The organism is Micromonospora sp. NPDC048063 (assembly GCF_043202855.1).
In the GTDB taxonomy this organism is placed as follows: Bacteria; Actinomycetota; Actinomycetes; order Mycobacteriales; family Micromonosporaceae; genus Micromonospora.
Genome location: NZ_JBIDBG010000001.1, coordinates 989,298 through 1,015,773, shown reverse-complemented (window position 1 = coordinate 1,015,773; position 26,476 = coordinate 989,298). Strand labels below are relative to the sequence as shown.

Here is a 26,476-nt window from a genome sequence, read left to right as displayed (position 1 = left end):
CACCGCACTGGCGGGGAGGTTGTCCGGATGCACGAGCCGCGAGATCCCGATCCGGGTACGGAGCTGGACGAGCCGGGTGTGACGTCGCCAGGGTTGGCGACTGAGGGTGACGACACCGTTGGTTATCGAGGTGTGACGGCCTGCCATGCGGTGGGGATCAGCTACCGCCAGTTGGATTACTGGGCGCGCACCGGGTTGGTGGTGCCGAGCGTGCGGGACGCGTCGGGGTCGGGCACGCAGCGGTTGTATTCGTTCCGGGACCTGGTGGTCCTGAAGGTGGTGAAGCGGCTGCTGGACGCCGGGGTGTCGTTGCAGAACATCCGGAAGGCGGTCGAGGCGCTGCGGTCCCGTGGGGTGGCGGATCTGGCGGGCATCACGTTGATCTCCGACGGGACGACGGTGTACGAGTGCCGGTCGCCGGAGGAGGTGGTCGACCTGTTGCAGGGCGGCCAGGGGGTGTTCGGCATCGCGATCGGTGGTGCGTTCAAGGAAATCCAGGGTTCGCTGTCGCATCTGCCGGCGGAGCCCGCGACGTCGGTGCCGCCGTCGGCGCCGGCGGGGGATTCGGTGGGTGACGAGTTGGCGGTGCGCCGGGCCCGGCGTCGGGCGGGCTGAGCGCGGCGTCGGGGCGCGTGCCGCTGGCTCTTGGTCGGGGTGGCGGCGTGTTTACTCCCTGTGTGACGGGTGGTCCCACAGGTGGGGCAGCTCGACAGCGCCCGCAGCACCCGACCCGCCCCGGGACCTGCCGACAGCGGGTCGACGGGTCGCCACCTCAGCGGCACCACGCCGACGCCTCGAGGCGGCCGTACCGCACGGCCAACGTCCCGGCACGGACGGCGCGCGACCACCGGCCGGCCACACCCCCATACCCCCACCACCACGCACCGCAACCCACGCCGCCGTGCCAACGCGCCCACCGCCGGCCACCGGACGAAGTAAGCAAGGCAAGCACACGCGTGGCGATGTCCAGAGTGGCGTTGCTTGCGGGGGCAAGCGTCGATTGTGGACGTTTTCGGCGTGAGTCGGACTGTTGACAGTCTTTGCGTGGCCGGGAATCCTATGTGCGGCGCGCGGCTTGCCGCGCGCATGTCACTGTCCGTGACATGCGCGGCGGGTCGGTGAACCGTGCCGAGGGACGACGCAGAAGGCGACGACCGCGCCTGCCCGACGATCGGATTTGAACAAAGTGCAGACTGACTATCATGCCGCCGCGGTGTTGGTGGATGCCGATGGGCGTGTCGTGGACGGCGAGGGGTCGGGCTGCCCGGTGGCGCATGCTCCCCGGCCGCAGGCGCCGGTGGAGGACGTGACGGCGGAGGCCGTCGAGTTCCTGGGTCTCTACCACGCGGAGCGGCGGCTGCCGGACGTGGCCGCGCGGATCGCGGAGGTGCGGGAGGAAATCGCGCTGACCGGCACGTACCGGCACACCTCCGAGGAGCTGTCGTACGGGGCGAAGGTGGCGTGGCGGCAGTCGGTGCGCTGTGTGGGGCGGGTCCGGTGGGCCGGGTTGAAGGTCCGGGACCGGCGTGACGTGACGACGGTGGCGGGGATCGCGCAGGAGTTGGCGCAGCACCTTTCGGTGGCTGACAACGGTGGGCGGATCCAGTCGGTGATGACGGTGTTCGCGCCGGACCGGCCCGGCGTGGGTCCGCGGGCGCGGATCTGGAACGACCAGTTGATCCGCTACTGCGGTCATCGGACGGACGACGGGTCGGTGCTGGGTGATCCGGCGCAGGTAACGATGACGGACGCGGCGCGGCGTCTGGGGTGGCGTGCGCCGGCGGTGCCGGGACGGTTCGACCTGCTGCCGTGGGTGATCGAGACGGCGTACGAGGATCCGACGCTGGTGGAGGTGCCGCGGGACCTGGTCCGCGAGGTTGCCCTGACGCATCCGGCGTACCCGTGGTTCGAGGAGTTGAGGCTGCGTTGGCACGCCCTGCCGGTGATCAGCAACATGCGCCTGCGGGTCGGTGGGGTGGACTACAGCTGTGCCCCGTTCAACGGGCACTACCTGAGTGACGAGATCGGCACCCGGAACATGGGTGACCGGGACCGGTACGACCAGTTGCTGCCGGTGGCGCGGGGGTTGGGGTTGGACACCTCGCGGGAGGACACCCTGTGGCGGGAGCACGCCGTGTTGGTGATCAACCAGGCGGTGTTGCACTCGTTCCGGGCGGCGGGGGTGCGGGTGTCCGATCCGCACACCGAGTCGGAGCTGTTCATGAAGTTCTGCGCGCAGGAGGAGCGGGCGGGCCGGCCGGTGCACGGTGACTGGTCGTGGCTCAACGGCAGTGTGGGGTGGGCGGCGTTGCACGCCGTGCACCACCGCTACTACGACACGCGGGTGCCGGATCCGAACCTGTGGCAGGGTGACCGCGCGTACGGGACGTCGGGTGTGGTGGGGCTGACCCTGCGGGAGCGTCACGACGCCGCCCGCCGGCAGGAGGGCTGAGGCATGGACGTCGCGGCGTTACGCCAGAGTTGGGCGCAGTTCTGCGTGGCTGGTCCGGAGGCGGCGAAGTACTTCTACGCCACGTTGTTCGTGATCGCGCCCGAGGCCCGCACGATGTTTCCGACGAACATGCAGTACCAGCAGGACAAGTTGCTCTCGGCGTTGGGGCACATCATCACCCACGTCGACGACGAGCGGGAGCTGACGGCGTTCGCGCAGCGGTTGGGGGCCGACCACCGCCGGTTCCGCGGCGAGGACCAGCAGGGTCGGGCGGTGCCGTTGGCGGAGTGGCACTACATCTGGGTCGGGCAGGCGTTGCTGGCGACGCTGGAACGCTTCCTCGGGCCACGGTGGACGCCGGCCCTGCGCGCGGAGTGGGCCGCGGCGTACGAGCTGGTGGCGCGGTTGATGCTGACGGGGGCGGCGGAGGCGGAGCGGACGTCGCCGCCGTACTGGGAGGCGGAGGTGCAGCGGGTGCAGCGGCGGCGGGCCGACGTGTGCGTGTTCACGGTCCGCCCGAACTACCTGTGCGACTATCTGCCGGGGCAGTCGCTGCCGGTGCAGGTGCCGCAGTTGCGCATGTGGCGGTACCTGTCGCCGGCGAACGCGCCGCGCGCCGACGGGACGATCGAGTTCCACGTCCGGGCCGCGGGTCGGTTCTCCACGCATCTGGTGCGGAAGCTGCGCGAGGGCGACCAGTTGCTGTTGGGGTTGCCGGTGGGGGTTGCGTTGTCGTCGTACGACCGGTCGCCGCAGCTGCCGTTGCTGCTGGTGGCGGGCGGCACCGGGTTGGCGCCGTTGCGGGCGGTGGCGGAGGCGTTGCAGCAGGGGTCGGGGCGTACGACGACGCTGGTGGTGGGCGGTAAGACCCCCGACGACCTGTACGACGACCGGGCGTTGCGGGAGTTGGCGGCGACGCCGCCGGCGGGGTCGTGGGGCTCCGGTGCGGGCGGCGGGTGGTTGCGGTACGTGCCGACGGTGGAGAGCGGCTGGCAGTGGCAGGGTGAGGTGGGTACGGCTGGTCAGACCGCGGTGCGGTTGGGTCCGTGGCGGGACACCGACGTGTTGGTCTGCGGCAGTCCGGAGATGACCCGGGAGACGATCACCGCCCTGACGGTGTCCGGTGTGCCGCCGGAGCGGATCCTGGTGGAGAGTTACGACCAGTCTCTTTATCCACCTCTCGCGAGCGCGGCGGCCGCCGCGCCGCAGGACTTCAGTTGGACAGGTGTCCGATGAGCATCGATCATGGCGACCGGGTCTCCGCCGTCCCGACCGGCGAGCTGACGCGGGCGTTGGGCGCGCTGGAGGCCCGCCGCTTCCGGGGCAGCCAGTGGTTGTCCGCCGACGAGGTCGCCGGCCTGGCCCGGTCGGTCGACGAGCGGATGGCTTTGCTCGACGGTGAGGTGGATCGGCTGCGGCGGGAGAACGACGGGCTGGTGCGGCAGGTGGAGATGCTGCGTCACGGCGCGCTGCCCAGCACCGCCCCGCAGGGCCCGGACCCGCTGGTGGTCGAGTTGGCGGTACGGGCGCAGGACGAGGCGAACCGGACGATCAGCGAGGCCAGCACGGAGGGCGCGGAGATCATCGCCGATGCTCGGCGACAGGCCGACGAGATCCTCGCCGAGGCGCACCGGCGGGCGGGGTCGCTCGCCCCTCCGGGGGAGCCTCTGGGTGACGACCTGCGGGGGCGGGTGCGGGAGCTGGAGGGCCGGCACGCGGCGTTGGTGGCGGCGGTGACGACGGCGCAGCAGCAGCTGAGCCAGTGGCAGGAGCACCTGTCGGCGCAGTCGGAGCAGTTGCGGGCCGACGCCTACGCCGCCGGGGCGGCCGGTGCGCGGCTGCGGGCGGTGCTCGACGGCTGACGCCGCGGCGGGCGGAGTGCGCCCGCGCCGGGTGGGGGTGCGTCGCGGCGGGCGTGCCGGGCGGGGGCGTGGCGGTCGGCGCCCCGATTTCGGCGCGCCGACCGGGTCCGGCGCGCCATCCGATTTCGGCCGGCGGGGCCCTGCGGCCGGTCAGCCGGCGGCGGAGGCGACGGCGTCGGCGATCGGGGTTTCCCCGCCGACCAGCTCCAGGATCTGCCCGGCGGTGCGGGGCTCGTAGAGCAGGGCGAGCAGCACGCGGGCGACGTCGGCGCGGGTGACCGCGCCCGGAGGCACGTGCCGGGCCAGGGTGATCCGCCCGGTGGGTTGGTCGTCGGTGAGTCGGCCGGGTCGCAGCACGGTCCAGTCGAGGTCGCGGCCGGTCAGGTCGTCCTCGGCGGCTTTCTTCGCCCGCAGGTACGCCGCGAACACCTCGTCGGTGCCGGCGGGCGGCTCGCCGTCCACGCCCATCGAGGAGACCAGCAGGTAGCGGCGGACGCCGGCGCGTTCGGCGGCGTCGGCGAGCAGCACGGCGGCGGCCCGGTCGACGGTGTCCTTGCGGGCGGCGCCGCTGCCGGGGCCGGCGCCGGCGGCGAAGACCACCGCGTCGGCGCCGGCGAGGTGGCCGGCGAGGTCCTCGACGCCGACGTGTTCGAGGTCGGCGACGACGGGGTGGGCGCCGGCGGCGGTCAGCGCGGCGGCGTGGTCGGGGTTGCGGATCAGACCGACGGCGGTGTCGCCGCGTCCGGCGAGTTCCCGGTGGGTCAGTTTGGCGATCTTGCCGTGGCCTCCGGCGATGACGACGCGCATACCTGCCAACCTAGTCGCCGCCCCGGCACGCCGCGGCGGGGTCGCGGGGTGTTCGCCGGGGCGCGGGTCGCTGAGGCAGCATGGACGGGTGACGGAGACGATCGACGCGCTGGCCGGCCTGGTGGCGGGCGGTGGTGTCGTGGTGTTGAGCGGGGCGGGCCTGTCGACCGAGTCGGGCATCCCGGACTACCGGGGGCCCAGTGGGGCGGCCCGTCGGCACACCCCGATGACCTATCAGGTGTTCACCCGGGACGCGCAGGCGCGGCGGCGTTACTGGGCGCGCAGCCACCTGGGGTGGCGGGTGATCGCGCGGGCGGCCCCGAACGACGGGCACCGGGCGGTGGCCCGGTTGCAGCGCGGCGGCCTGGTCGACGGGGTGATCACGCAGAACGTCGACGGGTTGCACACGGCGGCGGGCAGCCCGCGGGTGGTGGAGTTGCACGGTCGTCTCGACGAGGTGGTGTGCCTGGGGTGCGGCAACCAGACGTCCCGGGAGGAGTTGGACCGGCGGCTGCGGGAGGCGAACCCGGGGTTCGACGCGCGGGTCGCGGCGGTCAACCCGGACGGTGACGTGGATCTCGCCGACGACGAGGTGGCGCGGTTCCGGACGGTCGACTGCACGTTCTGCGGCACCGGGGTGCTCAAGCCCGACGTGGTGTTCTTCGGTGAGACGGTGCCGGCGCCGCGGGTGGCCCGCTGTTTCGACATGGTGCAGCGGGCGCGGCTGCTGCTGGTGCTGGGGTCGTCGTTGACGGTGATGTCGGGCCGCCGGTTCGTGCTGCGGGCGGCGAAGCTGGGCATCCCGGTGGTGATCGTCAACCAGGGGCCGACGCGGGGCGACGGGTATGCGGCGTTGACCCTCGACGCGCCGCTGGGCCGGTTGCTGCCGGCGTTGGCCGATCGGACGGTGGGGGCACCGGCCGGCAGCGACGTCGGCTCGGGCGCGGTGCCGACGGGCCTGACCGGCGTCGGCCGGTAGCCGGCGGGGGCGCCGGGGGTCAGCCGGCGGCGCGGGGCTGGTCGATGACCCACCGCCAACAGCTCACCGTGATCATGTCGAGGGGGTACGACATCCATCGGCCGACCGGGCGCTGGTAGCGTTGACCATGCCGGTAGCACCCACGTGGGAGAGACCGCCCAGAAAGCACCTCGGGCGGCGCCGAAGGGGCAAATCCTCCCCGGAACCTCTCAGGCAAAAGGACCTCGTGGGCAGGCACTGTGGAGCGCTGTGCGGGCGTGACAGAGGGGGAGGCCGACCTGTCGACCTCGCCTCAGGGGAGCGCCACCCATGACCGCAGAGCAGTTCGCCGCCCGCCACATCGGCCCGGATCCGGCCGACGAGCGCCGGATGCTGGAGGCCGTCGGCTACGGCTCGATCGACGAGCTGATGGACGCGGCGATCCCCGAGGTGATCCGCTGGCACGGCACCCTGGACCTGCCGGAGCCGGCCACCGAGCACGACGCGCTCGCCGAGCTGCGGGCCCTCGCCGCCCGCAACACCGTGGCCGTGTCCATGATCGGCCTGGGCTACCACGGCACGCACACCCCGGCGGTGATCCGCCGCAACGTGCTGGAGAACCCGGCCTGGTACACGGCGTACACGCCGTACCAGCCGGAGATCAGCCAGGGTCGGCTGGAGGCTCTGCTGAACTTCCAGACGATGGTCACGGACCTGACGGGGCTGGCCACCGCGAACGCGTCGATGCTCGACGAGGGCACCGCGGCGGCGGAGGCGATGACCCTCGCCCGCCGCGCGTCGAAGAGCAGGAGCCCGGTGTACGTCGTTGACGCCGACACCCTGCCGCAGACCATCGCGGTGATCACCAGCCGGGCCGAGCCGCTCGGTATCGACGTGCGGGTGCTCGACGTCGAGCGCGAGGAGCTGCCGGCGGAGTTCTTCGGTCTGCACCTGCAGTACCCGGGGGCGTCCGGGGCGGTGCGCGACCAGGCGGGCCTGGTCGAGGCGGCGCACGCGGCCGGCGCGCTGGTCACCGTGGCGGCGGACCTGCTGGCCCTGGCGCTGCTGCGCCCGCCGGGGGAGATCGGCGCCGACATCGCCGCCGGCACCACCCAGCGGTTCGGCGTGCCGATGGGCTTCGGTGGGCCGCACGCCGGCTACCTGGCCGTGCGGGCGGGTCTGGAGCGGATGCTGCCCGGCCGGCTGGTCGGGGTGTCCCGCGACGCGGACGGCAACCCGGCGTACCGGCTGGCGTTGCAGACCCGCGAGCAGCACATCCGGCGGGAGAAGGCCACCAGCAACATCTGCACCGCGCAGGTGCTCCTCGCCGTGATGGCCGGCATGTATGCCGTGTACCACGGCCCGGACGGGCTGCGCGCGATCGCGGCGCGTACGCACGAGATGGCGGCGCGGCTCGCGGCCGGGCTGCGCGCCGGCGGGGTGAGCGTCGCGGACGTCGCGTTCTTCGACACCGTGACCGCGACCGTGCCCGGCCGGGCCGCCGAGGTTGTGGCGGCCGCGGCGGCGCGGGGGGTGAACCTGCGGCTGGTCGATGCCGACCGGGTCGGCGTGTCCTGCGACGAGACGACGACGTCGGCGCACCTGGCGGCGGTGTGGGCCGCGTTCGGTGTCGACGCCGTCGTCGGCGACGTGGCCGCGGCGCTGCCCGCCGGGCTGGCCCGTACGTCGGACTTCCTCACCCATCCGGTGTTCCGCAGCCACCACTCCGAGACGGCGATGCTGCGCTACTTGCGGCGCCTGTCGGACTTCGACTACGCCCTGGACCGGGGGATGATCCCGCTCGGGTCGTGCACGATGAAGCTGAACGCCACCACCGAGATGGAGCCGGTGAGCTGGCCGGAGTTCGCGCACGTGCACCCGTTCGCGCCGCAGGCGCAGACGGCCGGCTACCGGGAGATGATCGCCCAGCTGGAGGCGTGGCTGGCGGAGGTGACCGGCTACGACGCGGTCAGCGTGCAGCCCAACGCCGGCTCGCAGGGTGAGCTGGCGGGTCTGCTGGCCATCCGGGCCTGGCACCGCAGCCGGGGGGAGGGCCACCGGGACGTGTGCTTGATTCCGTCGTCGGCGCACGGCACGAACGCGGCCAGCGCGGTGATGGCCGGGATGCGGGTCGTCGTGGTGGGCTGCGACGACGGCGGCAACGTCGACCTGGTCGACCTGGACGCGAAGATCGACAAGCACCGCGACGCCCTCGCCGCGATCATGGTGACGTACCCGTCGACGCACGGGGTGTACGAGACGGGCATCGCGTCGCTGTGCGCGAAGGTCCACGACGCCGGCGGTCAGGTGTACGTCGACGGGGCGAACCTCAACGCGTTGGTCGGGTTTGCCAAGCCGGGCCGGTTCGGGGCGGACGTGTCGCACCTGAACCTGCACAAGACGTTCTGCATCCCGCACGGCGGCGGTGGTCCCGGGGTGGGGCCGGTGGCGGTGCGGGCGCACCTGGCGCCGTTCCTGCCGGGCGACCCGCTGGGCGCGCACGTCGACGGCCGGCCCGCGATCTCGGCGGCGCGGTACGGGTCGGCGGGGATCCTGCCGATCCCGTGGGCGTACCTGCGGATGATGGGCGCGGCGGGGCTGGCGCGGGCGACCGGGGTGGCGGTGCTGGCGGCGAACTATGTGGCGGCACGGCTGCGCGGGCACTTCCCGGTGCTGTACACCGGCAACAAGGGCCTGGTGGCGCACGAGTGCATCCTCGACCTGCGGCCGCTGACGAAGGCGACCGGGGTGAGCGTGGACGACGTGGCGAAGCGGCTGATCGACTACGGGTTCCACGCGCCGACGATGTCGTTCCCGGTGGCGGGGACGCTGATGGTGGAGCCCACCGAGAGCGAGGACCTGGCCGAGCTGGACCGGTTCTGCGACGCGATGGTCGCCATCCGGGCGGAGATCGACAAGGTGGGTGCCGGGCAGTGGCCGGCGGGCGACAACCCCCTGGCGAACGCGCCGCACACGGCGGCGATGGTGGCCGGGGACGAGTGGCCGCACGCGTACCCGCGGTCGGTGGGGGCGTACCCGGCCGGGGTGGACCGGGCCGGGAAGTACTGGCCGCCGGTGCGGCGCATCGACGGCGCGTTCGGCGACCGGAACCTGGTGTGTTCCTGCCCGTCACCGGAAGCGTTCGAGAGCTGATGTCGCGGCGCGCCGGGGCGGTCGAGGTGCCGCCCCGGCGGATACGCCGACCTGGGCCGCGGCTGTCCCGACCGGGGGACTAGCCTGGGTCGACGCCACAAGACTGCGTGACGGAGAGTGGCAGGTCAGGCGACGAGGGCGTGTCGGGCCGGACCGCGGTGCGGGGCGATGGTCCTGCCGTCGGGGAGTAGTTCGCCGGTGTCCTCGAAGACGATGACACCGTTGCAGAGCAGGCTCCAGCCCTGCTCAGGGAAGCAGGCGAGGACGCGGGCGGCTTCCCGGTCGGTCGCTTCGGCGGAGGGGCAGGTGGGTTGGTGCTGGCACATCGGGTTCTCCGGACTGTGGGGGCACTGTGTCATGGTTCACATGACCAGTGACGCACAGTACCAAGCGAAAGTGGACGGCATCGAGCAGGTATGCGCGTCGTTTCCGGGAAATCCACTGAACGGATGAGGGAGGATAGGCCGGACGGCGTGGAAACGCTTTCACGGGCAGGGGTCGATGTGCCGGCGGCGCCGGTCGCCTGCCGCCGTACGCTCGTCGAGCGGGCCCGCTGGCAGTGGCGGCCCGCCGACGGCGGCGACCCGGCCGCGCTGGCGCAGGAGTTCCTGGCCGCGCACGGCCTGCCGCTGCACGACCTGGCCCGCCCCGCCGCCGGCCACGACCCCGCCGGCGCCTGCGGGGCCGCCCTCTACGTCTCCGCCGCCGCCGGCGCGGTCCTCGCCGGCGCGCCGCCCGGCGCCGCCAGCCCCGCCCCCGCGCTGCCGGAGGTCGCCGTGGTCGTCTACGGCCACGGCCCGCCCGCCCCGCCGGCCGCCGCGGCGCCCGCCGCCGGCTGGTGGCTGGGCGACTGGGCGGAGAGCTGGACCCCGCGGCAGCACGCCGAGGCGGTGACCGCGGTCCGGGCCGCCATCGGCCGGGGCGACGTCTACCAGGTCAACCTCGTCGGGCACGCCGCCGCCCGGTACGCCGGCGACCCGCTGCCCGCCCTGGGCCGGCTCGCCGGGCTGCCCGGAGCCCGCTACGGCGGCACCCTCACCGGGGCGGGCTGGGCGATCGGCTGCGCGAGCCCGGAAACCCTGGTCGAGCTGACCGACGGGCGGCTGGTCACCCGACCGATCAAGGGCACCCGGCCCGCCACCGCCGTCGGCCGCGCCGAGCTGCTCGCCTCGGCCAAGGAACGCGCCGAGCACGTGATGATCGTCGACCTGGAGCGCAACGACCTGGCGCGGGTCGCCCGCACCGGCAGCGTGCGGGTCGACGAGTTGTTCGCCGTACGCCGCTGGTGCGACCTGTGGCAGGCCGAGTCGACGGTGTCGGCGGCGGTCGCCGACGGGCTCGGCCTGGCCGACCTGCTGCGCGCGGTCTGCCCGGGCGGCTCGGTCACCGGCGCCCCGAAGCTCGCCGCGCTGGGCCGCGTCGCCGCCCTCGAGCCGGTCGGGCGCGGCGCGAGCATGGGGGCTCTGGGCTGGGTCGCCCCCGGGCGGATCGACCTGGGGTTGACCATCCGCACCGCCGCCGTCGACGCCGACCGCGTGCACGTCTGGGCGGGCGGGGGCATCACCTGGGGCAGCGACCCGGACGCCGAGGTCGCCGAGGCCGCCGCCAAGACCGGCCCCGTCCGCGCCGCGCTCGCCGGCGGCTGACCGCCGCCCGGCGCGCGGCGCCGGCCCGGAGGTCTCCTGACCTGACCGGTGGGGCGGGGTGTCAGCGGCGGTCGGCGAAGCCGTCCAGCGCCGCGACGACCCGCTCCGCCATGCCGTTCCTGCTGCCGTGCCCGGCGCGCTCCAGCAACTCCAGGCGCGCGTCCGGCCAGGACTGCGCCAGCAGCCACGGGATGTCCGCCGGGCTGCTGATGTCGAGTCGGCCGTGCAGCAGCACCCCGGGAATGCCGGCCAGCCGCCCCACCTCGCGCAGCACCTGCTCCTCCGGCAGGAAGCAGTCGTGCCGCCAGTAGTGGGTGACCAGCCGGACCATCGCCATCCGGAACACCGGGTCGGCGTAGCGGGGGTCGGGCCGGTGACCGGGGGCGGTGGCGACGTGGCTGTCCTCCCAGGCGCACCAGTCGCGGGCGGCCCGGTCCCGCACCGCCGGGTCCGGGTCGGCCAGCAGCCGGGCGTACGCGTCGGCCAGGTCGCCGTCGCGGTCGGCCGGCGGCACGCCGTCGCGGAACCGGGCCCACTCGGCGGGGAACACCCGCCCCATGTCCCGGGTGATCCAGTCGATCTCCCGGCGGGTGCCGGCGGTGACGCTGAACAGCACCAGCTCGCTGACCCGCTCCGGGTGCCGCTGGGCGTACGCCAGGCCGAGGCAGGAACCCCAGGACGAGCCCAGCACCAGCCAGCGGTCCACCCCGACATGCTCGCGCAGCCGTTCGACGTCGGCGATCAGGTGGTCGGTGGTGTTGGTGGACAGGTCCACGGTGGGGTCGGCGGCGTGCGGGAGGCTGCGTCCGCAGCCGCGCTGGTCGAACAGGGTCACCCGGTAGCGGGCCGGGTCGAAGAAGGTCCGCCAGCTGGGCGAGCAGCCGGAGCCGGGACCGCCGTGCAGCACCACCGCGGGCTTGCCGTCGGGGTTGCCGCAGGTTTCCCAGTACACGAGCTGGCCGTCGCCGACGTCGAGCATCCCGTGCGCGTACGGCTCCGTCAGGGCATACCGCTGCGTCATCGCCTGTCCTCCCTCGTCCCACCAGATACAACAGCGCTGTTACATTAGCGGAGTGACTGACGTACCGGACCGGGAGGCCGTGGGCACGCTGCTGCGGCACGTCCTCGACGTGATCGACGGCGACGTCGCCGCGGTGTACGCCGAGCGGGGCCTGGCCGACTACCGGCCCCGGTTCTCGCCGCCGCTGCGGGTGCTGGTGGCCGACGGGCCGCTGCCCATCCGCGACCTGGCCCGCCGGGTGGGCGTCACCCATTCGGCGACCAGCCAGACCGTGGCCCAGATGGCCCGCGCCGGCCTGGTGGAGCTGACCCCGGGCGCGGACGCCCGGCAGCGCATCGTGCACCTGACCGACCGGGCCCGCGAGCTGCTGCCGGTGATCGAGGCGGAGTGGGCGGCGACGACCGCCGCGATGCGCGGGCTGGACGCCGAGCTGCCCGTGCCGCTGGCCGACCTGCTGCACGAGGTCCTCGCCGCGGTGCGCCGGCGGCCGATGCGACAGCGCATCGCCGACGCGGGCCTGCCGCCGCCGGCCTGACCAGCCACCTCGCTCCCACCGCCGGTATGCCGGCACCGCTGCACGAGGACACCGCGGCAGTCTCCGCGCCGCCGACGGCACCCGGGCCGGGGCGGGCGGTCAGCGCTGCCGCAGCAGTGCCGTCGCCCGCTCGGCGGCCACCGCCACGAGGTGGCGCAACGCGTCGACGTCGACGTCCGGGCCGGGCGGCAGCAACGGCAGCGTCGGCGCTCCCACCGGCCCCGGTGGCGGCGGCAGGGGTGGCGTCGGGCGGGCGTACGCCTCGACGGCCGCCGTCCCCGCCGCGTCGGGACGCCCGGCGGGTGACTCCGGCGCGACAGGGGCCCGACCGGGTGATCCGGGCGGCAGCGGCGACTCCGGCCGCGGCACGGTGCGGCCGGGGGCCGGCGCGGCGGCGAGCAGCTGCCGGGCGTCGCGGCCCCGGATCAGCAGCAGCAGGGCGGGGTCGACGTCCAGCAGCCAGGACACCTGGTGGCACAGCGCGGCGGCGTGCCGGCACGGGTGGTCCCACTCCGGGCAGTCGCACTCCGGGGTGACCTCGCCCAGCGCGGGCAGCAGCCGCACCCCGGCCAGGTCCGCCAGGTCGCGGGGCAGCTGCCCCGCCAGCAGCGCCGCCTGGTGCCCGGCCCGCGCGGCCACCTCGCCGGCCAGCAGGTCCCAGTCGTCCTCGGCCAGCGGCGCGACGCGCACCCGGGTGGCGTACGCCTGCTCGGTGTCGCCGTCGTGCACGGCGGCGGCGAGCCGGCCGGGGCTGACGGTGATCGGGCCGACGTGCCCGGCGGCGGCCAGCCGGCGCCCGGCGCGCAGCGGCCCGGCGTCGAGGGCGTCGGCCTCCCAGGCCCGGTTCCACGCCGAGCCCCACCAGGTGCGGGGGCGGCGGGCCCGGCCGGGCGGGAACGCGGTGAAGCCGCGCGGGGTCATCGGTCACCGCCGAGGGTCACGAGTTCGGCCAGTTCGGTGTCGCTGAGCGCGGCCAGGGCCGCCGGTCCGGCGTCGAGGACGGCCTCGGCGAGTTCCCGCTTTCCGGCGAGCAGCGCGGCGATGCGGTCCTCGACGGTGCCCTCGGCGATGAGCCGGTGCACCTGCACGGGCCGGGTCTGCCCGATCCGGTACGCCCGGTCGGTGGCCTGGTCCTCCACGGCCGGGTTCCACCAGCGGTCGTAGTGCACGACGTGGTCGGCGCGGGTGAGGTTCAGGCCGGTGCCGGCGGCGCGCAGCGACAGCAGGAACACCGGGGCCTCGCCGGCGTCGAAGCGGCGGACCAGGTCGTCGCGGATGGCGACGGGCAGCCCGCCGTGCAGCAGCAGCGCGCCGACGCCCCGGTCGGTCAGGTGCCGGTGCAGCAGCCGGGCCATCGCCACGTACTGGGTGAACACGAGCACCGCGCCGCCGGCGGGCAGGATCGTGTCGAGCAGTTCGTCGAGCAGGTCGAGCTTGCCGGAGCGGCCGGCCAGCGGCGGCGCGGTCTGGCGCAGGTACTGGGCGGGGTGGTTGCAGATCTGCTTGAGCGCGGTGAGCAGCTTGACCACCAGCCCGTGCCGGGCGAAGCCGTCGGTGCCGGCGATCAGGTCGAGCAGTTCGGCGACGCACGCCTGGTAGAGGGCGGCCTGTTCGGCGGTGAGCGCGACGGGCTGGTCGGTCTCGGTCTTGCCGGGCAGCTCCGGGGCGATGCCGGGGTCGCTCTTGCGGCGGCGCAGCAGGAACGGCCCGACCAGCCGGGCCAGGTCCCGCCCGGCGTCGGGGTCGCGGTCGGTCTGCACCGGCTTGACCCAGCGGGCGCGGAACTCGGTGAGGGTGCCGAGCAGCCCGGGGGTGGTCCAGTCCAGGATCGCCCACAGGTCGGTGAGGTCGTTCTCCACGGGGGTGCCGGTCAGGGCGACCCGGGCGGCGGCGGGGATCGCGCGCAGCGCCGACGCGGTCTCCGAGTGGGGGTTCTTCACGTGCTGTGCCTCGTCGGCGACGAGCAGCGGCCACCGCCGGGCGGCCAGCCGGGCCGCGTCGCGGCGCAGGGTGGCCCAGGTGGTGAGGACGAACCCGCCGTCGAGGTCGTCGAGGTGGCGGTCGGGGCCGTGGAAGCGGCGTACGGGGGTGTCGGGGGCGAAGCGCCGGATTTCCCGTTCCCAGTTGCCGAGCAGCGACGCGGGACATAGCACCAGGGTCGGGCCGGCGGTGGCGGGGTCGGCCTGCCGGTGCAGGTGCAGGGCGATGAGGGTGACGGTCTTGCCCAGCCCCATGTCGTCGGCGAGGCAGCCGCCGAGGCCGAGCGCGGTCAGCCGGGCCAGCCAGCGCAGCCCGTGCCGCTGGTAGTCGCGCAGGGTCGCGGCCAGCCCGGGCGGTGCGGGCACCGGGGGAGCGGTCCCGCCGTCGGCGAGCCGTCGCGCGGCGTCGGCCAGCCAGCCCTCGGTGGTCACGTCGACGCGTTGGCCGTCGACGTGTGTGGCGCCGGTCAGCGCGGCGCGCAGCGCGGGCATCGCGGCCAGTGTCCCGGCGTGCGGGTCGCGGGCGCGGCGGGCCAGCTCCGGGGGCACCAGCACCCACCGCTCGCGCAGCCGCACCACCGGCCGGTGCGCGTCGGCGAGCCGGGCCAGCTCGGCCGGGGTGAGCGGCGCGCCGTGCAGGCTCAGTCGCCAGTGCAGCGCCAGGTCGCCGGGCCCGGCGAGCAGCCCGGTTCCGGCGGCGCGGCGGGCCGGGGCGCGCAGCACGGCCGAGGCGGTGAGGTCGCGGTCGAGCCCCGCCGGCCAGTGCACGTCGATCCCGTCGCCGGCGAGGCGGGCGGCCGCGCCGGTGGCCAGGTCGACGACGTGGGCGTCGGTCAGCGCCAACGCGTCGGGCACGGCCGTGTCCAGCAGCCCGGCCAGGGGCGGCCACACCCGCGCGGCGTGTCGCAGGGCCAGCAGCGCGGCGTCGCGGGCGCTGGGCGGGAACCCGGGGACCGTGGCGTGCCACAGCGCGGCGGCGTCGGTGAGCAGCCCCGGCGCGGCGGCGCGGTGCACCTGCGCCACGAGCCGCCACGGTTCGTCGGGGGTGTCGTGGTGTTCCAGGCGCAGCGACAGCCGTACCGCCGCGTCGGCGTGGGCGGCGACCCGGGCGGCCCAGTCGCGCAGCCGCCCGACGGGTGTGGGTGTCGGCGCGGCCCACGCCCCGGTGGCGCCGTCGGCGCGGGGCAGGGTGTCGGCGACGGCGTCGAGGAAGTCACGCAGCAGCCGCGCCGGGTCGGGCAGCCAGGCGGGGGTGCGTCCGGGCACCGGCACCGCGCGGGCGGTGGCGGGCATCGCGGCGGCGAGCCGCGCCTGCCGGGCCTCGTCGTCGTCGGTGAGCGGCCCGACGCGCCAGGTGTCGTGCCCGGCGGGGGTCACCGCGGGCAGCAGCAGGCCGTGGGCGGCCAGGTGCAGGGCCTCCCGGGTGGCGGCGGCCCAGAACGCGGCCGCCGGGTCCGTGGCCCGCGCGGCGAGCAGCAGCGGTACGCCGGCCGCCAGCGACGCCCGTCGGGCGGGCACCGGGGTGGGGTGGCCGTGCGGGGGCGTCGCCAGGGTCACCCGGGCGGGTTCGCCGATCCCGTCGGGCGGTGGGCCGCCGTCGGGCGACCAGACGAGCAACGTCCCGGCGCGGGGCGGGTCGGCGGGGGTGAACGTGACGGCGTGGGAGCCGATCGTCACGGGCGTCCTTCCGGGTGCGGGTCGGCGGTCAGGTCCTCGGCGCGGCGCAGGTCGTCGCGGACGCGTTCGGCGGGGGTGAGGGGCACCACCGTGGCGACGTCCAGCGCCTCGCGCGCCCGGCCGGCGTGGATCGGGATGGCCCGTTCGGTCACCGGCTGAGCGTGCGGTAGCGGTGCACCGCGAGGGGCAGGAACACGGCGATCAGCAGCAGCGGCCAGGCGACGGCGAGGGCGACGGCGTGCTGCGCGGCGAAGGACTCGCCGCCCCAGCCGGGGTTGCCGAACAGCTCCCGGCAGGCCGCGACGGTCGCGGACAGCGGGTTCCACTGCGCGACCGCCGCCAGCGGGCCGGGCATGGTGTCGGGGGCGACGAACGCGTTGGAGGTGAACCCGACGGGCCAGACCAGGATCTGCAGCACCACCACCGACTCGGGTCGGCGCAGCACCAGCGCCAGGTGGATGCCGACCCAGATCAGGGCGAAGCGCAGCAGCAGGAGCAGCCCGACGGCGGCCAGGGCCGCGGCGGCGCCGGCGCGCCACTGCCAGCCGACGGCGAGGCCGCAGGCCAGCATGACGGCCAGGCCGGCGGCGGAGTGCAGCAGGTCGGCGGCGGCCCGGCCGGTGACCACCGCCGAGGGCGCCATCGGCAGGGACCGGAACCGGTCGGTGACGCCGCGGGCGGTGTCGGTGGCCACGGCCGCGTACGTCGACTCGATGCCGAAGGCCATCGTCATGGCGAACATGCCGGGCAGCAGGAACTCCCGGTAGTCGCCGCCGCCGGGCACGCTCATCGCGCCGCCGAAGAGGTAGCCGAACATCAGCACCAGCAGCACCGGGAACAGCAGCCCGACGATCGCCTGCGCGGGTTGCCGGACCCAGTGCGCCAGCGCGCGGCCGGTGAGGGTGACGCCGTCGGCGACGGCCCAGCGCAGGCGGTGCGGCAGCGGGTGGACGGTCACGCTCATGCGGTCACCTTCTCCTCGGCGGGGCGGGCGGCGGGGGAGTCCTCACCGGTGAGCTTCAGGAACACCTCGTCGAGGGTGGGGCGGCGTACCGCGATGTCGGCGGCGGTCAGGCCGGCGTCGTCGAGCGCCCGCAGCACGGCGGCCAGCGCGGCGACGCGCCCGGAGACGGGCACGCTGACCCGCAGGGCCGCCGGGTCGACGTGCGGCCTCGCCGCGACGGCGGCACCGACGGCCCGCGCCGCCCGGTCCAGTTCGTCGGCGCGGGACAGCACCACGTCGACCCGGTCGCCGCCGAGTGCGGCCTTCAGCTCGTCGGGGGTGCCGTCGGCGATCACCCGGCCGGCGTCGACGACCCGGACGCTGTCGGCGAGCTGGTCGGCCTCCTCCAGGTACTGGGTGGTCAGCAGCACGGTGGTGCCGTCGGCGACGAGGCCCCGCACGGCGTCCCACACCTGCGCCCGGGTGCGCGGGTCGAGGCCGGTGGTGGGCTCGTCGAGGAACAGCACCGGCGGGTCGAGGACCAGGCTGGCCGCGAGGTCGAGGCGGCGGCGCATCCCGCCGGAGTACGTGCCGGCGGGCCGGTCGGCGGCGTCGGTCAGGTCGAAGCGGGCGAGCAGCTCGGTGGCCCGGACGCGGGCCCGCGCGCCACCGAGGTGGTGCAGCCGGCCGAAGAGCACCAGGTTCTGCCGGCCGCTGAGTACCTCGTCCACGGCGGCGTGCTGACCGACCAGCCCGATGCGGGCGCGCACCCGGTCGGGGTGTCGCCGCACGTCGGCGCCGGCCACCCGGGCGGTGCCGGCGTCGGGCCGCAGCAGGGTGGTCAGCACCCGCACCGCGGTGGTCTTGCCCGCGCCGTTGCGCCCGAGCAGCCCGCAGACCGTGCCGGCGGGCACCGTCAGGTCGAGGCCGGCGAGGGCCTCGGTGTCGCCGTAGCGCTTGCGTAGTCCCTCGGCCTCGATGGCCGGTCCGTCCCGGTGCATCCGTGCCCCCGTCCGCTCGTTCCGTACGCCGTACCGTACACCATACGGTACGGCGCACGGTAGAGTTCCGGGGCATGACGACCGAGTACAGCGGCACCGGCGACCCCGCGCGCAGCCTCGCCCTGCTCTGGCGCACCCGCGAACGCGCCAGCCGCAAGGGCCGGCCCGACCTGTCCGTGGACCGGATCGTCCGCGCCGCCATCGAGGTCGCCGACGCCGACGGGCTGGCCGCCCTGTCCATGCGCCGGGTCGCCGAACGCCTCGGCGTCGGCACCATGAGCCTCTACACGTACGTCCCCGGCAAGGGCGAGCTGCTCGACGTCATGCTCGACACCGTCTACGGCGAGACCGCCCGCCCCGACGACGTGCCCGGCGGCTGGCGCGGCCGCCTCGCACACATCGCCCGCGAGACCTGGGCGCTCTACCTGCGTCACCCCTGGCTGCTGCAGGTCGCCACCACCCGCCCCCCGCTCGGCCCCAACGTCATCGCCCGCTACGAGTACGAGCTGCGCGCCGTCGACGGCATCGGCCTGACCGACCTGGAGATGGACGCCGTCGTCACCCTCGTCTCCGGGTACGTCCACGGGGCCGTGCGCAGCGCCGTGGAGGCCGCCCAGGCCGCCGCGCACACCGGTATGACCGAGGAACAGTGGTGGCAGGCCCACGCCCCCTACCTGGAGAAGGCCCTCGACCCGCGCCGCTACCCCCTCGCGGCGCGGGTCGGCAGCGCCGCCGGTCAGGAGTACCAGGCCGCCGGCGACCCCGCCCGCGCGTTCGAGTTCGGCCTGGCCCGCATCCTCGACGGCGTCGAGGTGCTCGTGGCCGCCCGCCCGGGCGCCGCCACCGGGGGCGACGACGGATAGCCTTGCCGGCATGACGATGCGACCCATCAGGATCATCGGCGACCCCGTGCTGCGCACCCCGAGCGAGCCGGTGACCAGCTTCGACGCCGAACTACGCGCCCTGGTCACCGACCTGATGGACACCCTGCTCGGCGCTCCTGGCCGCGCCGGCGTCGCCGCGCCCCAGATCGGCGTCAACGCGCAGGTGTTCGTCTACGACGCCGACGGCCACCGCGGCCACCTGGTCAACCCGACGCTGGAACTGTCGGAGGAGTTGCAGGACGACGACGAGGGCTGCCTGTCCGTCCCCGGGCTCTACTTCCCGACCCCCCGGGCGATGCACGCCACCGCCCACGGCTTCGACCAGCACGGCGAGCCGCTGACGATCTCCGGTAGTGGGTTCCTCGCCCGGGCCCTGCAGCACGAGACCGACCACCTGGCCGGCCGCCTGTACGTCGACACGCTGCGCGGGGACACCCGCCGCCGGGCGCTGCGCGAGATGCGCGCCGGCCGCTTCGACTCGCCCAGCCGCCGAGGCTGAACCGCGCAGACGCGGCGACCCGCCGCGCCTGAACGGCGTGGGCGCCCGCGACCCGGCGCGTACGCGAACGGCCGCCGGACCCCGACGGGGCCCGGCGGCCGGGACGTCACCCGCGGGGCACGACCCCGCGCGCGGCGGTCGTCACTTCGGCGGGGGAGCCACCAGGCACACCGCCGGCGACGAGGCGTTGCCCGCGTCGTCCACGCCGACGATCAGCGCGTCGCCGCGCAACGTCACCTTGTAGTCGATGTCGCCGGTGCCGTCCTTCACCCGCGACTGCGCACCCGGCGCCTGCACCAGCTTGATCTTCGTACCGGCCGGGAACGGCCCGAACCGCACGCTCGGGTCCGCCGCGTCACCGATGAACACCTGCACGGCCGTGTCCACCACGTCCGTCGACGTCAGCTCGTAGAACCCGTCCGGGTTGTACGAGCCGGGGATGGTGCCGCCGCTCGGGTTGTTCGTCGGCACGCACGCCGTCGCCGGCGGGGTGGTGTCCACCACCCGCATCACGGCGGTGTCGCCGCCGGTGTTGCCGGCCGCGTCGGTGGCCGTGCACGTCACCGTCGTCGCGCCCAGCGGGAACGTCGAGCCGGGCGGCGGCACGCAGGTCGGGGTCAGCGGACCGTCGACGTTGTCGGTCGCCGTCGCCGGGTAGTCGATCACCGCGCCGGCCGGGCTGGTCGCCTCCGCCGTCCGGTCGTCGACGACGACGGTCGGCGGAGTGACGTCGTTGACCCGCACGCGGATCTGCTGCGTGAACGCCGGCCCGCCGGACAGGCCGTTGAGCAGGAAGTCCACCGTGCAGGTCAGCTCGGCGCCCTGCGCGGCGTCCGCCGCCACCGTGATCGTCTCGGCGAACGGCACGTCGGTGCCCGACTGCTGCGTCCGCGACGCCGCGTCGAAGCCCACCGACAGGCCCGCGTCGCACGACGTCACCGTCGGGGTGACCGTGACGTCCAGGTCCCGCAGGCCCGCCAGGATCGCGGCGGTCACCGTGTCGGGGGAGCTGCCCACCAGCTGCCCGCCGGTGGCCGACACCACCGCCGTGGCCTGCCCGGTCGCGTCCAGGCCGCCACCGCCACCGCTGACGTTCACCGCCAGCAGCCGCGCCTCGTCGGCCTGCAACGCAGCCGTCGCCTGCGCCAGGCTGCGCCCGTTGCTCGGGTCGTGGCTCGGCGCGTCACCCACCAGCACCACGATCCGGCTGCTGCCCGAACGGTAGCCGATCGCCCCCTCGGACACCTCGACCAGCGCGTTCACCCACGCCTCGGGGGTGTCCCCGCCGCCGCCGGCGGCCAGCCCGTTCACCGCGTTCTGCAGGGCCGTCGCGTCGTCGGTCAGGTCCTGCCGCACCTGGAACAGCTCCGCGCCGTCCCCGGTGTCCCGGTAGGAGGCCACCGCGAACTGCGCCGACGGCTGCGCCGCGCGCACGTCGGTGATGACCTGCTGCAGGTTGGTCCGTACGTTGGCGATCGCCCCGCCCATGCTGCCGGTCGTGTCGACCAGCAGCACCACGTCGGGCTTCGGCGGGATCGGCGGGGTGGACACCACCTTGCTGACGCCGATCGACGTGCCGGGGTCGGCGTCGCGGTCCACGAGGGCCGGGTTCACCCCGGGCGCCGCCGCCGCGGGTGTCGCCAGCGCGGTCACCACCGCCGTCACGCCGGCGAGCAGGCTCACCGTCCGTGTTCGCCGCCAGGGCACTGCTGCTGTTGCCATGCGTTGCTCCTTCAGCTCCGCCGCGCGTCGCACGCGCGACCTCTGCCGGGAGACGCTAGGGCCGGGACGGGCCCCCGCCGGTCCGACACCAGCAGCGCCCAGCGTCGGGTTCCCGACCCCCCTGGGCGGCCGAACATGCAGGTGAAAGACTTCTCACGTCGACCCTCGGCCGGTCGTCCGGGCCACCGCGCCGGACGGTCGCACCGCCGCGCCGGCCGGCGCTCGCGCCGGGCCGCGCGGCCGGCGGTCGCCGGACGACCGGCCGTCAGCGCCCGCGCGCGGTCAACGCGTACTCGCCGTAGTCGGCGACGCGGGTGAAGCCCAGGCGCTCGTAGAGCCGCACGGCCGGCCCGTTGTCCGCCTTCACGTTGAGCGTGACGTGCGTGACGCTGGTCAGCAGCCGCCCGCACAGCGCGGCCACCGCCGCCGCGGCCAGCCCGCGTCCCCGGGCCCGGGGATGGGTGGTCACGTTGCCCAACGCCGCCACCCGGTACGCCGGCGAGAACACGTGCACCCCGGCGACGGCCACCACCTCGCCGCCCTCGCGGATGCCCACGTACTGGCCGGTGTCCAGCATCCGCGGGTCGAACCAGTTGCCCGGGTAGGCGTCCGCGTACAGCCGGTGCAGCGCCGGCAGGTCCGCGGCGTCCAGCACCACCCCGGCGGGCGGGGTCGCGGCCAGCCGGGCCGGGTCGGTCAGCGCCATCTTGTGGTGCGGGCCGGCCGGCTCCATCCGGTACGCCCCGGCCAGCGCCGGCTCCAGGCCCGGGGACAGGTGCGCCCACAGCCGGGCCGGCAGCACCGGCGCCAGCTCCCGCAGCAGCGCCCCCAGCTCCGCGACCCGCGGCGGCGCCGCGAACGCCAGCAGGGTGGGCGGGTCGGCCCCGTGGTACAGCAACGCCACCTCCTCGCCCCGGCGGAACCAGGAGGTGTACGGCCAGAAGAAGTCGTCGAGGTCGCCGAGCTGGTAGGCGTGCAGCACCGGGTCGCGTCCCAGCAGCCCGGCGAGGACGGCCCGGTCGTGTTCGGCGCGTACCGGCATCCGCTGATGATCACACATTCGCTCGGGCGGTCCCACGGCCGGTGAGCCCCGTGGGCGCGGTGGCGCGGGTCAGCAGCCCGTGGGAGGCACGACGGGGAGGTTCTCGTCCGCCCAGCGGGCCAGCGCGTCGAGGGCCGGCACCAGCGCGGCGCCCCGCTCGGTCAGCTCGTAGCTCACCCCCAGCGGCGGACCCTGCCGCACCGTCCGGCTGACCAGCCCGACCCGGACCAGCTCACCCAGCCGGTCGGACAGGACGGACTCGCTGATCCCGGGCAGGGCGCGACCCAGCTCGGCGAACCCGGCGGGGCCGTCGGCGAGGGTGCCCAGGAGCATGCCGTTCCACCGCTTGCCGAGGAACGCGAAGGCCCGGGTGATGCCCCCGCGGCACGCCCGACGCGCGCCGTCGACCTCCCGCTCGACCGCCATGGTCCCAGGATACGGCGGGGACCGACAGAACCAGGGACTACTAAAAAGCTAGCTGCTACTGTCGTCGTAGCCATCCAGTCTGTTTGCATGGAGACAACCCGATGACCGACGTCTTTTCGCCCCTGATCACCCTGGACCCCGAGGCCCAGGCGCAGCTGTTCACCGACGCCCGGACCGCCAACGCCTTCACCGACGAACCCGTCACCGACGAGCAGCTCCAGGCGATCTTCGAACTCGCCAAGTTCCCGCCCACCGCCGTCAACGCCCAGCCCCTGCGCATCCTCTTCGTCGGCCCGGGCGAGGCCCGCACGCGCCTGGTCACCCACATGAGCGAGGGCAACCAGGCCAAGACCAGCACCGCGCCCATGGTCGCCGTGCTCGCCGCCGACACCGACTTCCACGAGTTCATCCCGCAGGTGTTCCCGATCCGGCCGCAGCTGCGCGACGACCTCGCCGGCAACCCCGAGTCCCGCGAGCAGATGGCCCGCTTCAACGCCACCCTGCAGATCGGCTACTTCCTGCTCGCCGTCCGCGCCGCCGGCCTCGCCGCCGGCCCCATGGCCGGATTCGACGCCACCGGCGTCGACCGGGAGTTCTTCACCGACTCCACCTGGAAGAGCCTGCTCGTGGTCAACATCGGCCGGCCCGCCGAGAACGCCTGGTTCCCGCGCCTGCCCCGCCTCGGCTACACCGACGTCGTCCGGCACGCCTGACACCACCCACCGGCGCCGAGGCCGGCCGTCGCACCCCCGGGATCCGCAGAAACCGGGGGCCGGCCTAGCACCGGGGGAGCGGTCAGGTCGACGCCACCCACTGGTCGTAACCGAGCTTGCCCACCAGCGCCAGCACCACCACCAACAGCACGATCCGCACGAAGCCGGAGCCGCGCCGCAGCGCCATCCGCGCCCCGAGCGCGGCTCCGGCGATGTTGCACACCGCCATCGCCGCACCCAGCAGCCACCACACATGCCCGGTCGCCGCGAACACCACCAACGCCCCCAGGTTCGTGCCCGCGTTCACGATCTTCGCCATCGCCGAACCGTGCACGAAGTCCGCACCCACCAACGCGGTGAACGCCAACACCAGAAACGTCCCCGTACCCGGCCCGATCAACCCGTCGTACAGGGCGATCCCCACACCCGCCACCGCGACCACCGTGGCCACCCGCCACCGCGTCCGCCGCTCCGGCTGCGCCACCACCCCCAACCGGGGCCGCAGCACCACGAACACCGCCACCGACACCAGCACCGCCAACACCACCGGCCGGTACGCCGACGCCGGCACCGCCCCCGCCAGAGCCGCACCCAACCCGGCGCAACACACCGCCAACCCCGCCGACGGCCCCGCCACCGCCCAGTCGATCTTCGTACGCCGCGCGTACGTCACCGCCGCCGTCGTCGTACCCGCGATCGCCGCCAGCTTGTTCGTCCCCAACGCCGACGCCACCGGCATCCCCGGCGCCGCCACCAACAACGCCGGCAACAGCAACAACCCCCCACCCCCCACCACGGCATCGACCCAACCGGCCATGGCGGCCGCAGCGAGCAGGGTGGTCAGCGACAGGGGGTCCACGGGCCGCCATTCTTCCCACCGCCGCCCGCCCCACGAGACCCCTTGTGGCCAGCCTCACCAGCAGTCACGGCACAAAGCCCGAGAACCTCCGCCGCCACCCCACGGAAGCGATCGCCGAGCTCACCAGCCTCCTCGCTCCCGGGACAAGCCGCAGCTGAGAACGGGGGTGGTGAACAGCGAAATGCCGCTTCACCACCCCCGGCTGCGACGGGCAAGGCTCAGGCCAGCATGTCCTCGACGAGGTCGGCGGCGCGCGCGGTGCCGCCCTCGGCCTGCGCGCCGACGCGCAGCAGTGCCGAACGGCGGGCGACCTGCGCGTCGGTGACCAGGCCGTTCAGGGCCGCCCGTAGGGTCTCGGCGGTGGCTTCGGGGGTGTCGATGCGGCGGGCCACGCCCAGTTCCACGAGCCGGTCGGCGTTCATGAACTGTTCGACGGCCTGCGGCACGGCGATCATGGGGACACCCGCCAGTAGCCCTTCGCCACAGCCGCCCATGCCAGCATGGGTGACGAAAGCGTCCGCCTGCTCCAGGATCGCACGCTGCGGAACCCAGGAGTGCACCTCGACGTTGGGCGGGATGTCGCCGAGTTCCCGCGGGTCGGTGTACTTGCCGATCTGAAGGACGACGTGCCAGCCGGGCAGGTTGCCGTAGGCCGCCAGGCACTGGCGGTAGAACTCCGGCTGACGGGTGTACGCCGACCCCAGGGAGATCAACAGCACGCGCTCCGCGCCCGCCGGGCGCGTCCAGCCGTCCGCGCCCGCACGTACGTCGAAGCAGGGCCCGACGAAGGTCACCCTGTCGGTGTCGACCCGGTCGCCGTGTGGCTGCATCGCCCGGGTGATCAGCGCAAGGACCCGCGGGGGGCGACCGGAGAAGGCGTCCACGTCGGTGGTGGACGCCCCGCAGTCGGCGAGCCACCGGGCGAACCTCGCCCGGTACGCGTCGGCACCCGGCAGTTGCCGCAGGTGTGCCACGACGTCCTGTTCGTAGCCGTCCCACGCCACGAACGTCGGAGACAGCTGCAGGACGGGCCGGTCCTGCGACTCGGCGAGGGCGCGCGCGGCGTAGGCGCCGATGTCGTACAGGTACAGGTCCGCCGGGTCGGGATCGTAGGCGGCGCGCAACTGGGGGAGCGCCTGGATGGCGTCGTCGAGGAAGAGACCCATCGCGGCAACGGGGTCGTCGGGCCAGTCGTTGTCGGCGACCGGCAGTTCGGACGTGCAGGGGACGAGTTCGGCGCCGGTGGCCGCGATCAGATCGGCCACCGCCGGGTCGTTGGCGTAGGTCACGCGGTGGCCCCGAGCCACGAGCTCGCGGATGACCTCAAGGCTTGGCAGGACGTGGCTGACGGCGGGGATGCCGACCATCGCGATGTGGGCGCGGCGACGGTACACGGAAGACACGGAAGCTCACTCATTTCAGGTCTACGGCGAAGAGGACACCGCAAGCCAGCGCGCCGACGTCTCCGGGAAAGACCGGTCGTAGGGCGCACCTGGACATGCGAGCGGGAGCCGGGGCGCTGCCCCGACCCTGTCAGCCGTAGATCTGATGGAAGTACATGTCCGCCACCCTAGCCGCGCGTCACACGTGCGGAGTGTCCGGGGCGGCGACCTCCAGATCGGCGATGCTGCCCGACATGATCGTCCGCACGTGCGCGGTGATGTGCTCCGCGGGCCAGTCCCACCAGGCCACCGCCAGCAGCCGGGCGACGTCCTGGTCGTTGTAACGGGTGCGGATGAGGCGGGCCGGGTTACCGCCGACGATGCCGTAATCGGGTACGTCGCTGGTGACCACGGCGCCCGCGCCGACGATCGCGCCGTGTCCGATCCGTACGCCGGGCATGACCGTCGCGCCGTAACCGAACCAGACATCGTTGCCGACGACGGTGTCCCCTCGGCTCGGCAACCCGGTGAGCAGGTCGAAGTGTTCTGACCACGAGCCGCCCACGGTAGGGAAGGGGAAGGTCGAGGGGCCGTCCATCCGGTGGTTGGCACCGTTCATGATGAACCGGACTCCCGTGCCCAGCGCGCAGAACTTGCCGATGATCAGCTTCTCCGGCCCGTAGTGGTAGAGCACGTTGCGCGTCTCGAACGCGGTCGCATCATCCGGGTCGTCGTAGTAGGAGTACTCCCCGACCTCGATCAGCGGGGACCTCACCAGCGGCCGGAGCAGCACCACCCGCGGCTGCTCAGGCATCGGATGGAGGACCGTCGGGTCGGCAGGCACAGGCACGGGAAGCGACTCCCATCGGTTACGGGTCCGTGTCCGCTCCATGATCGCGGCACCACGCCGTCCCA

At 74.5% G+C, this 26,476-nt stretch carries 25 protein-coding genes and 1 riboswitch; of the genes, 11 read left to right on the top strand and 14 right to left on the bottom strand.

The window, feature by feature from the left end:
• The first annotated feature begins 27 nt into the window (after positions 1-27).
• The 4 genes from ACGFZ2_RS04570 (at position 28) to ACGFZ2_RS04555 (ending at position 4,314) form a co-directional block, all read left to right on the top strand.
• The gene (locus tag ACGFZ2_RS04570) at positions 28-615 is read left to right on the top strand and encodes a MerR family transcriptional regulator (protein ID WP_393450276.1); all 588 of its coding nucleotides are present in this window, start codon (positions 28-30) and stop codon (positions 613-615) included.
• A gap of 652 nt (positions 616-1,267) precedes the next feature.
• Positions 1,268-2,452, top strand: a complete 1,185-nt coding sequence (locus ACGFZ2_RS04565) for a nitric oxide synthase oxygenase (protein WP_393450273.1) — start codon at positions 1,268-1,270, stop codon at positions 2,450-2,452.
• Positions 2,453-2,455: 3 nt separating this feature from the next.
• The gene (locus tag ACGFZ2_RS04560; RefSeq protein WP_393261750.1) at positions 2,456-3,688 is read left to right on the top strand and encodes a globin domain-containing protein; all 1,233 of its coding nucleotides are present in this window, start codon (positions 2,456-2,458) and stop codon (positions 3,686-3,688) included.
• The gene (locus ACGFZ2_RS04555; protein ID WP_393450128.1) at positions 3,685-4,314 is read left to right on the top strand and encodes a hypothetical protein; all 630 of its coding nucleotides are present in this window, start codon (positions 3,685-3,687) and stop codon (positions 4,312-4,314) included. The genes ACGFZ2_RS04560 and ACGFZ2_RS04555 overlap by 4 nt, the downstream gene beginning before the upstream one ends.
• A 150-nt stretch (positions 4,315-4,464) precedes the next feature.
• Here ACGFZ2_RS04555 and ACGFZ2_RS04550 read toward each other — a convergent pair whose 3' ends face one another.
• Positions 4,465-5,121 (bottom strand): NAD(P)H-binding protein, encoded by a 657-nt coding sequence (locus tag ACGFZ2_RS04550; protein WP_393261755.1) that lies wholly within the window; start codon positions 5,119-5,121, stop codon positions 4,465-4,467.
• Between the two features lie 88 nt (positions 5,122-5,209).
• Between ACGFZ2_RS04550 and ACGFZ2_RS04545 the strand changes: the two genes are divergently transcribed.
• Together ACGFZ2_RS04545 and gcvP are read left to right on the top strand one after the other, a co-directional pair.
• The gene (locus ACGFZ2_RS04545) at positions 5,210-6,100 is read left to right on the top strand and encodes an NAD-dependent protein deacetylase (RefSeq protein ID WP_393450125.1); all 891 of its coding nucleotides are present in this window, start codon (positions 5,210-5,212) and stop codon (positions 6,098-6,100) included.
• A gap of 135 nt (positions 6,101-6,235) precedes the next feature.
• Positions 6,236-6,335, top strand: a riboswitch (glycine riboswitch).
• 74 nt (positions 6,336-6,409) lie between these two features.
• Positions 6,410-9,232 carry an aminomethyl-transferring glycine dehydrogenase gene (gene gcvP / locus ACGFZ2_RS04540; protein ID WP_393450122.1) on the top strand — a complete coding sequence of 941 codons (2,823 nt, stop codon included), beginning with the start codon at positions 6,410-6,412 and terminating at the stop codon, positions 9,230-9,232.
• Between the two features lie 125 nt (positions 9,233-9,357).
• Here gcvP and ACGFZ2_RS04535 read toward each other — a convergent pair whose 3' ends face one another.
• On the bottom strand, positions 9,358-9,558 hold the full coding sequence (locus ACGFZ2_RS04535; RefSeq protein ID WP_347669485.1) for a DUF5999 family protein: 201 nt from the start codon (positions 9,556-9,558) through the stop codon (positions 9,358-9,360).
• A gap of 123 nt (positions 9,559-9,681) precedes the next feature.
• Between ACGFZ2_RS04535 and ACGFZ2_RS04530 the strand changes: the two genes are divergently transcribed.
• Complete coding sequence (locus ACGFZ2_RS04530) at positions 9,682-10,878, top strand: chorismate-binding protein (RefSeq protein ID WP_393450119.1); 1,197 nt, start codon at positions 9,682-9,684, stop codon at positions 10,876-10,878.
• Positions 10,879-10,939: 61 nt separating this feature from the next.
• Here ACGFZ2_RS04530 and pip read toward each other — a convergent pair whose 3' ends face one another.
• On the bottom strand, positions 10,940-11,899 hold the full coding sequence (pip, locus tag ACGFZ2_RS04525; RefSeq protein ID WP_393450116.1) for a prolyl aminopeptidase: 960 nt from the start codon (positions 11,897-11,899) through the stop codon (positions 10,940-10,942).
• Positions 11,900-11,951: 52 nt separating this feature from the next.
• Between pip and ACGFZ2_RS04520 the strand changes: the two genes are divergently transcribed.
• Positions 11,952-12,434 carry a MarR family winged helix-turn-helix transcriptional regulator gene (locus ACGFZ2_RS04520; protein ID WP_393261776.1) on the top strand — a complete coding sequence of 161 codons (483 nt, stop codon included), beginning with the start codon at positions 11,952-11,954 and terminating at the stop codon, positions 12,432-12,434.
• 99 nt (positions 12,435-12,533) lie between these two features.
• On the opposite strand, the gene ACGFZ2_RS04515 is transcribed toward ACGFZ2_RS04520, so the two are convergent.
• The 5 genes from ACGFZ2_RS04515 to ACGFZ2_RS04495 are packed head-to-tail and all read right to left on the bottom strand — an operon-like array spanning position 12,534 to position 18,034.
• On the bottom strand, positions 12,534-13,355 hold the full coding sequence (locus ACGFZ2_RS04515) for an SWIM zinc finger family protein (protein WP_393450113.1): 822 nt from the start codon (positions 13,353-13,355) through the stop codon (positions 12,534-12,536).
• The gene (locus tag ACGFZ2_RS04510; RefSeq protein WP_393450110.1) at positions 13,352-16,090 is read right to left on the bottom strand and encodes a DEAD/DEAH box helicase; all 2,739 of its coding nucleotides are present in this window, start codon (positions 16,088-16,090) and stop codon (positions 13,352-13,354) included. The genes ACGFZ2_RS04515 and ACGFZ2_RS04510 overlap by 4 nt, the downstream gene beginning before the upstream one ends.
• Entirely contained in the window at positions 16,087-16,242 is a 156-nt protein-coding gene (locus ACGFZ2_RS04505) for a hypothetical protein (RefSeq protein WP_393450108.1), read from the bottom strand. Before ACGFZ2_RS04505 ends, ACGFZ2_RS04510 begins: the two co-directional genes overlap by 4 nt.
• On the bottom strand, positions 16,239-17,054 hold the full coding sequence (locus tag ACGFZ2_RS04500; RefSeq protein WP_393450105.1) for an ABC transporter permease: 816 nt from the start codon (positions 17,052-17,054) through the stop codon (positions 16,239-16,241). The genes ACGFZ2_RS04505 and ACGFZ2_RS04500 overlap by 4 nt, the downstream gene beginning before the upstream one ends.
• Positions 17,051-18,034 (bottom strand): ATP-binding cassette domain-containing protein, encoded by a 984-nt coding sequence (locus tag ACGFZ2_RS04495; RefSeq protein WP_393450102.1) that lies wholly within the window; start codon positions 18,032-18,034, stop codon positions 17,051-17,053. Before ACGFZ2_RS04495 ends, ACGFZ2_RS04500 begins: the two co-directional genes overlap by 4 nt.
• A gap of 74 nt (positions 18,035-18,108) precedes the next feature.
• On the opposite strand from ACGFZ2_RS04495, the gene ACGFZ2_RS04490 reads away from it, so the two are divergent.
• Positions 18,109-18,897, top strand: coding sequence for a TetR/AcrR family transcriptional regulator (locus ACGFZ2_RS04490; RefSeq protein WP_393450099.1), 789 nt, complete (start codon positions 18,109-18,111; stop codon positions 18,895-18,897).
• Between the two features lie 10 nt (positions 18,898-18,907).
• Positions 18,908-19,417: a peptide deformylase gene (gene def / locus ACGFZ2_RS04485; protein ID WP_350705633.1), complete on the top strand. Its 510-nt coding sequence runs from the start codon at positions 18,908-18,910 to the stop codon at positions 19,415-19,417.
• 141 nt (positions 19,418-19,558) lie between these two features.
• On the opposite strand, the gene ACGFZ2_RS04480 is transcribed toward def, so the two are convergent.
• The 3 genes from ACGFZ2_RS04480 to ACGFZ2_RS04470 form a co-directional block, all read right to left on the bottom strand.
• Positions 19,559-21,139 carry a VWA domain-containing protein gene (locus tag ACGFZ2_RS04480; protein ID WP_393450096.1) on the bottom strand — a complete coding sequence of 527 codons (1,581 nt, stop codon included), beginning with the start codon at positions 21,137-21,139 and terminating at the stop codon, positions 19,559-19,561.
• A 265-nt stretch (positions 21,140-21,404) separates the two neighbouring features.
• Entirely contained in the window at positions 21,405-22,181 is a 777-nt protein-coding gene (locus tag ACGFZ2_RS04475; protein WP_393450093.1) for a GNAT family N-acetyltransferase, read from the bottom strand.
• Between the two features lie 69 nt (positions 22,182-22,250).
• Positions 22,251-22,607 carry a winged helix-turn-helix transcriptional regulator gene (locus ACGFZ2_RS04470; protein WP_393450090.1) on the bottom strand — a complete coding sequence of 119 codons (357 nt, stop codon included), beginning with the start codon at positions 22,605-22,607 and terminating at the stop codon, positions 22,251-22,253.
• Positions 22,608-22,708: 101 nt separating this feature from the next.
• On the opposite strand from ACGFZ2_RS04470, the gene ACGFZ2_RS04465 reads away from it, so the two are divergent.
• Entirely contained in the window at positions 22,709-23,320 is a 612-nt protein-coding gene (locus ACGFZ2_RS04465) for a malonic semialdehyde reductase (RefSeq protein WP_393450087.1), read from the top strand.
• Positions 23,321-23,402: 82 nt separating this feature from the next.
• Here the strand turns inward: ACGFZ2_RS04465 and ACGFZ2_RS04460 are convergent, their stop codons facing one another.
• From ACGFZ2_RS04460 to ACGFZ2_RS04450, 3 genes are all read right to left on the bottom strand, one after another.
• A complete protein-coding gene (locus ACGFZ2_RS04460; RefSeq protein ID WP_357461918.1) occupies positions 23,403-24,179 on the bottom strand; it encodes a TSUP family transporter in 777 nt (258 codons plus the stop codon).
• Between the two features lie 218 nt (positions 24,180-24,397).
• Positions 24,398-25,546 carry a macrolide family glycosyltransferase gene (locus ACGFZ2_RS04455; RefSeq protein WP_393450270.1) on the bottom strand — a complete coding sequence of 383 codons (1,149 nt, stop codon included), beginning with the start codon at positions 25,544-25,546 and terminating at the stop codon, positions 24,398-24,400.
• A 214-nt stretch (positions 25,547-25,760) separates the two neighbouring features.
• Entirely contained in the window at positions 25,761-26,411 is a 651-nt protein-coding gene (locus ACGFZ2_RS04450; RefSeq protein ID WP_393261802.1) for a CatB-related O-acetyltransferase, read from the bottom strand.
• Positions 26,412-26,476: the final 65 nt, after the last annotated feature.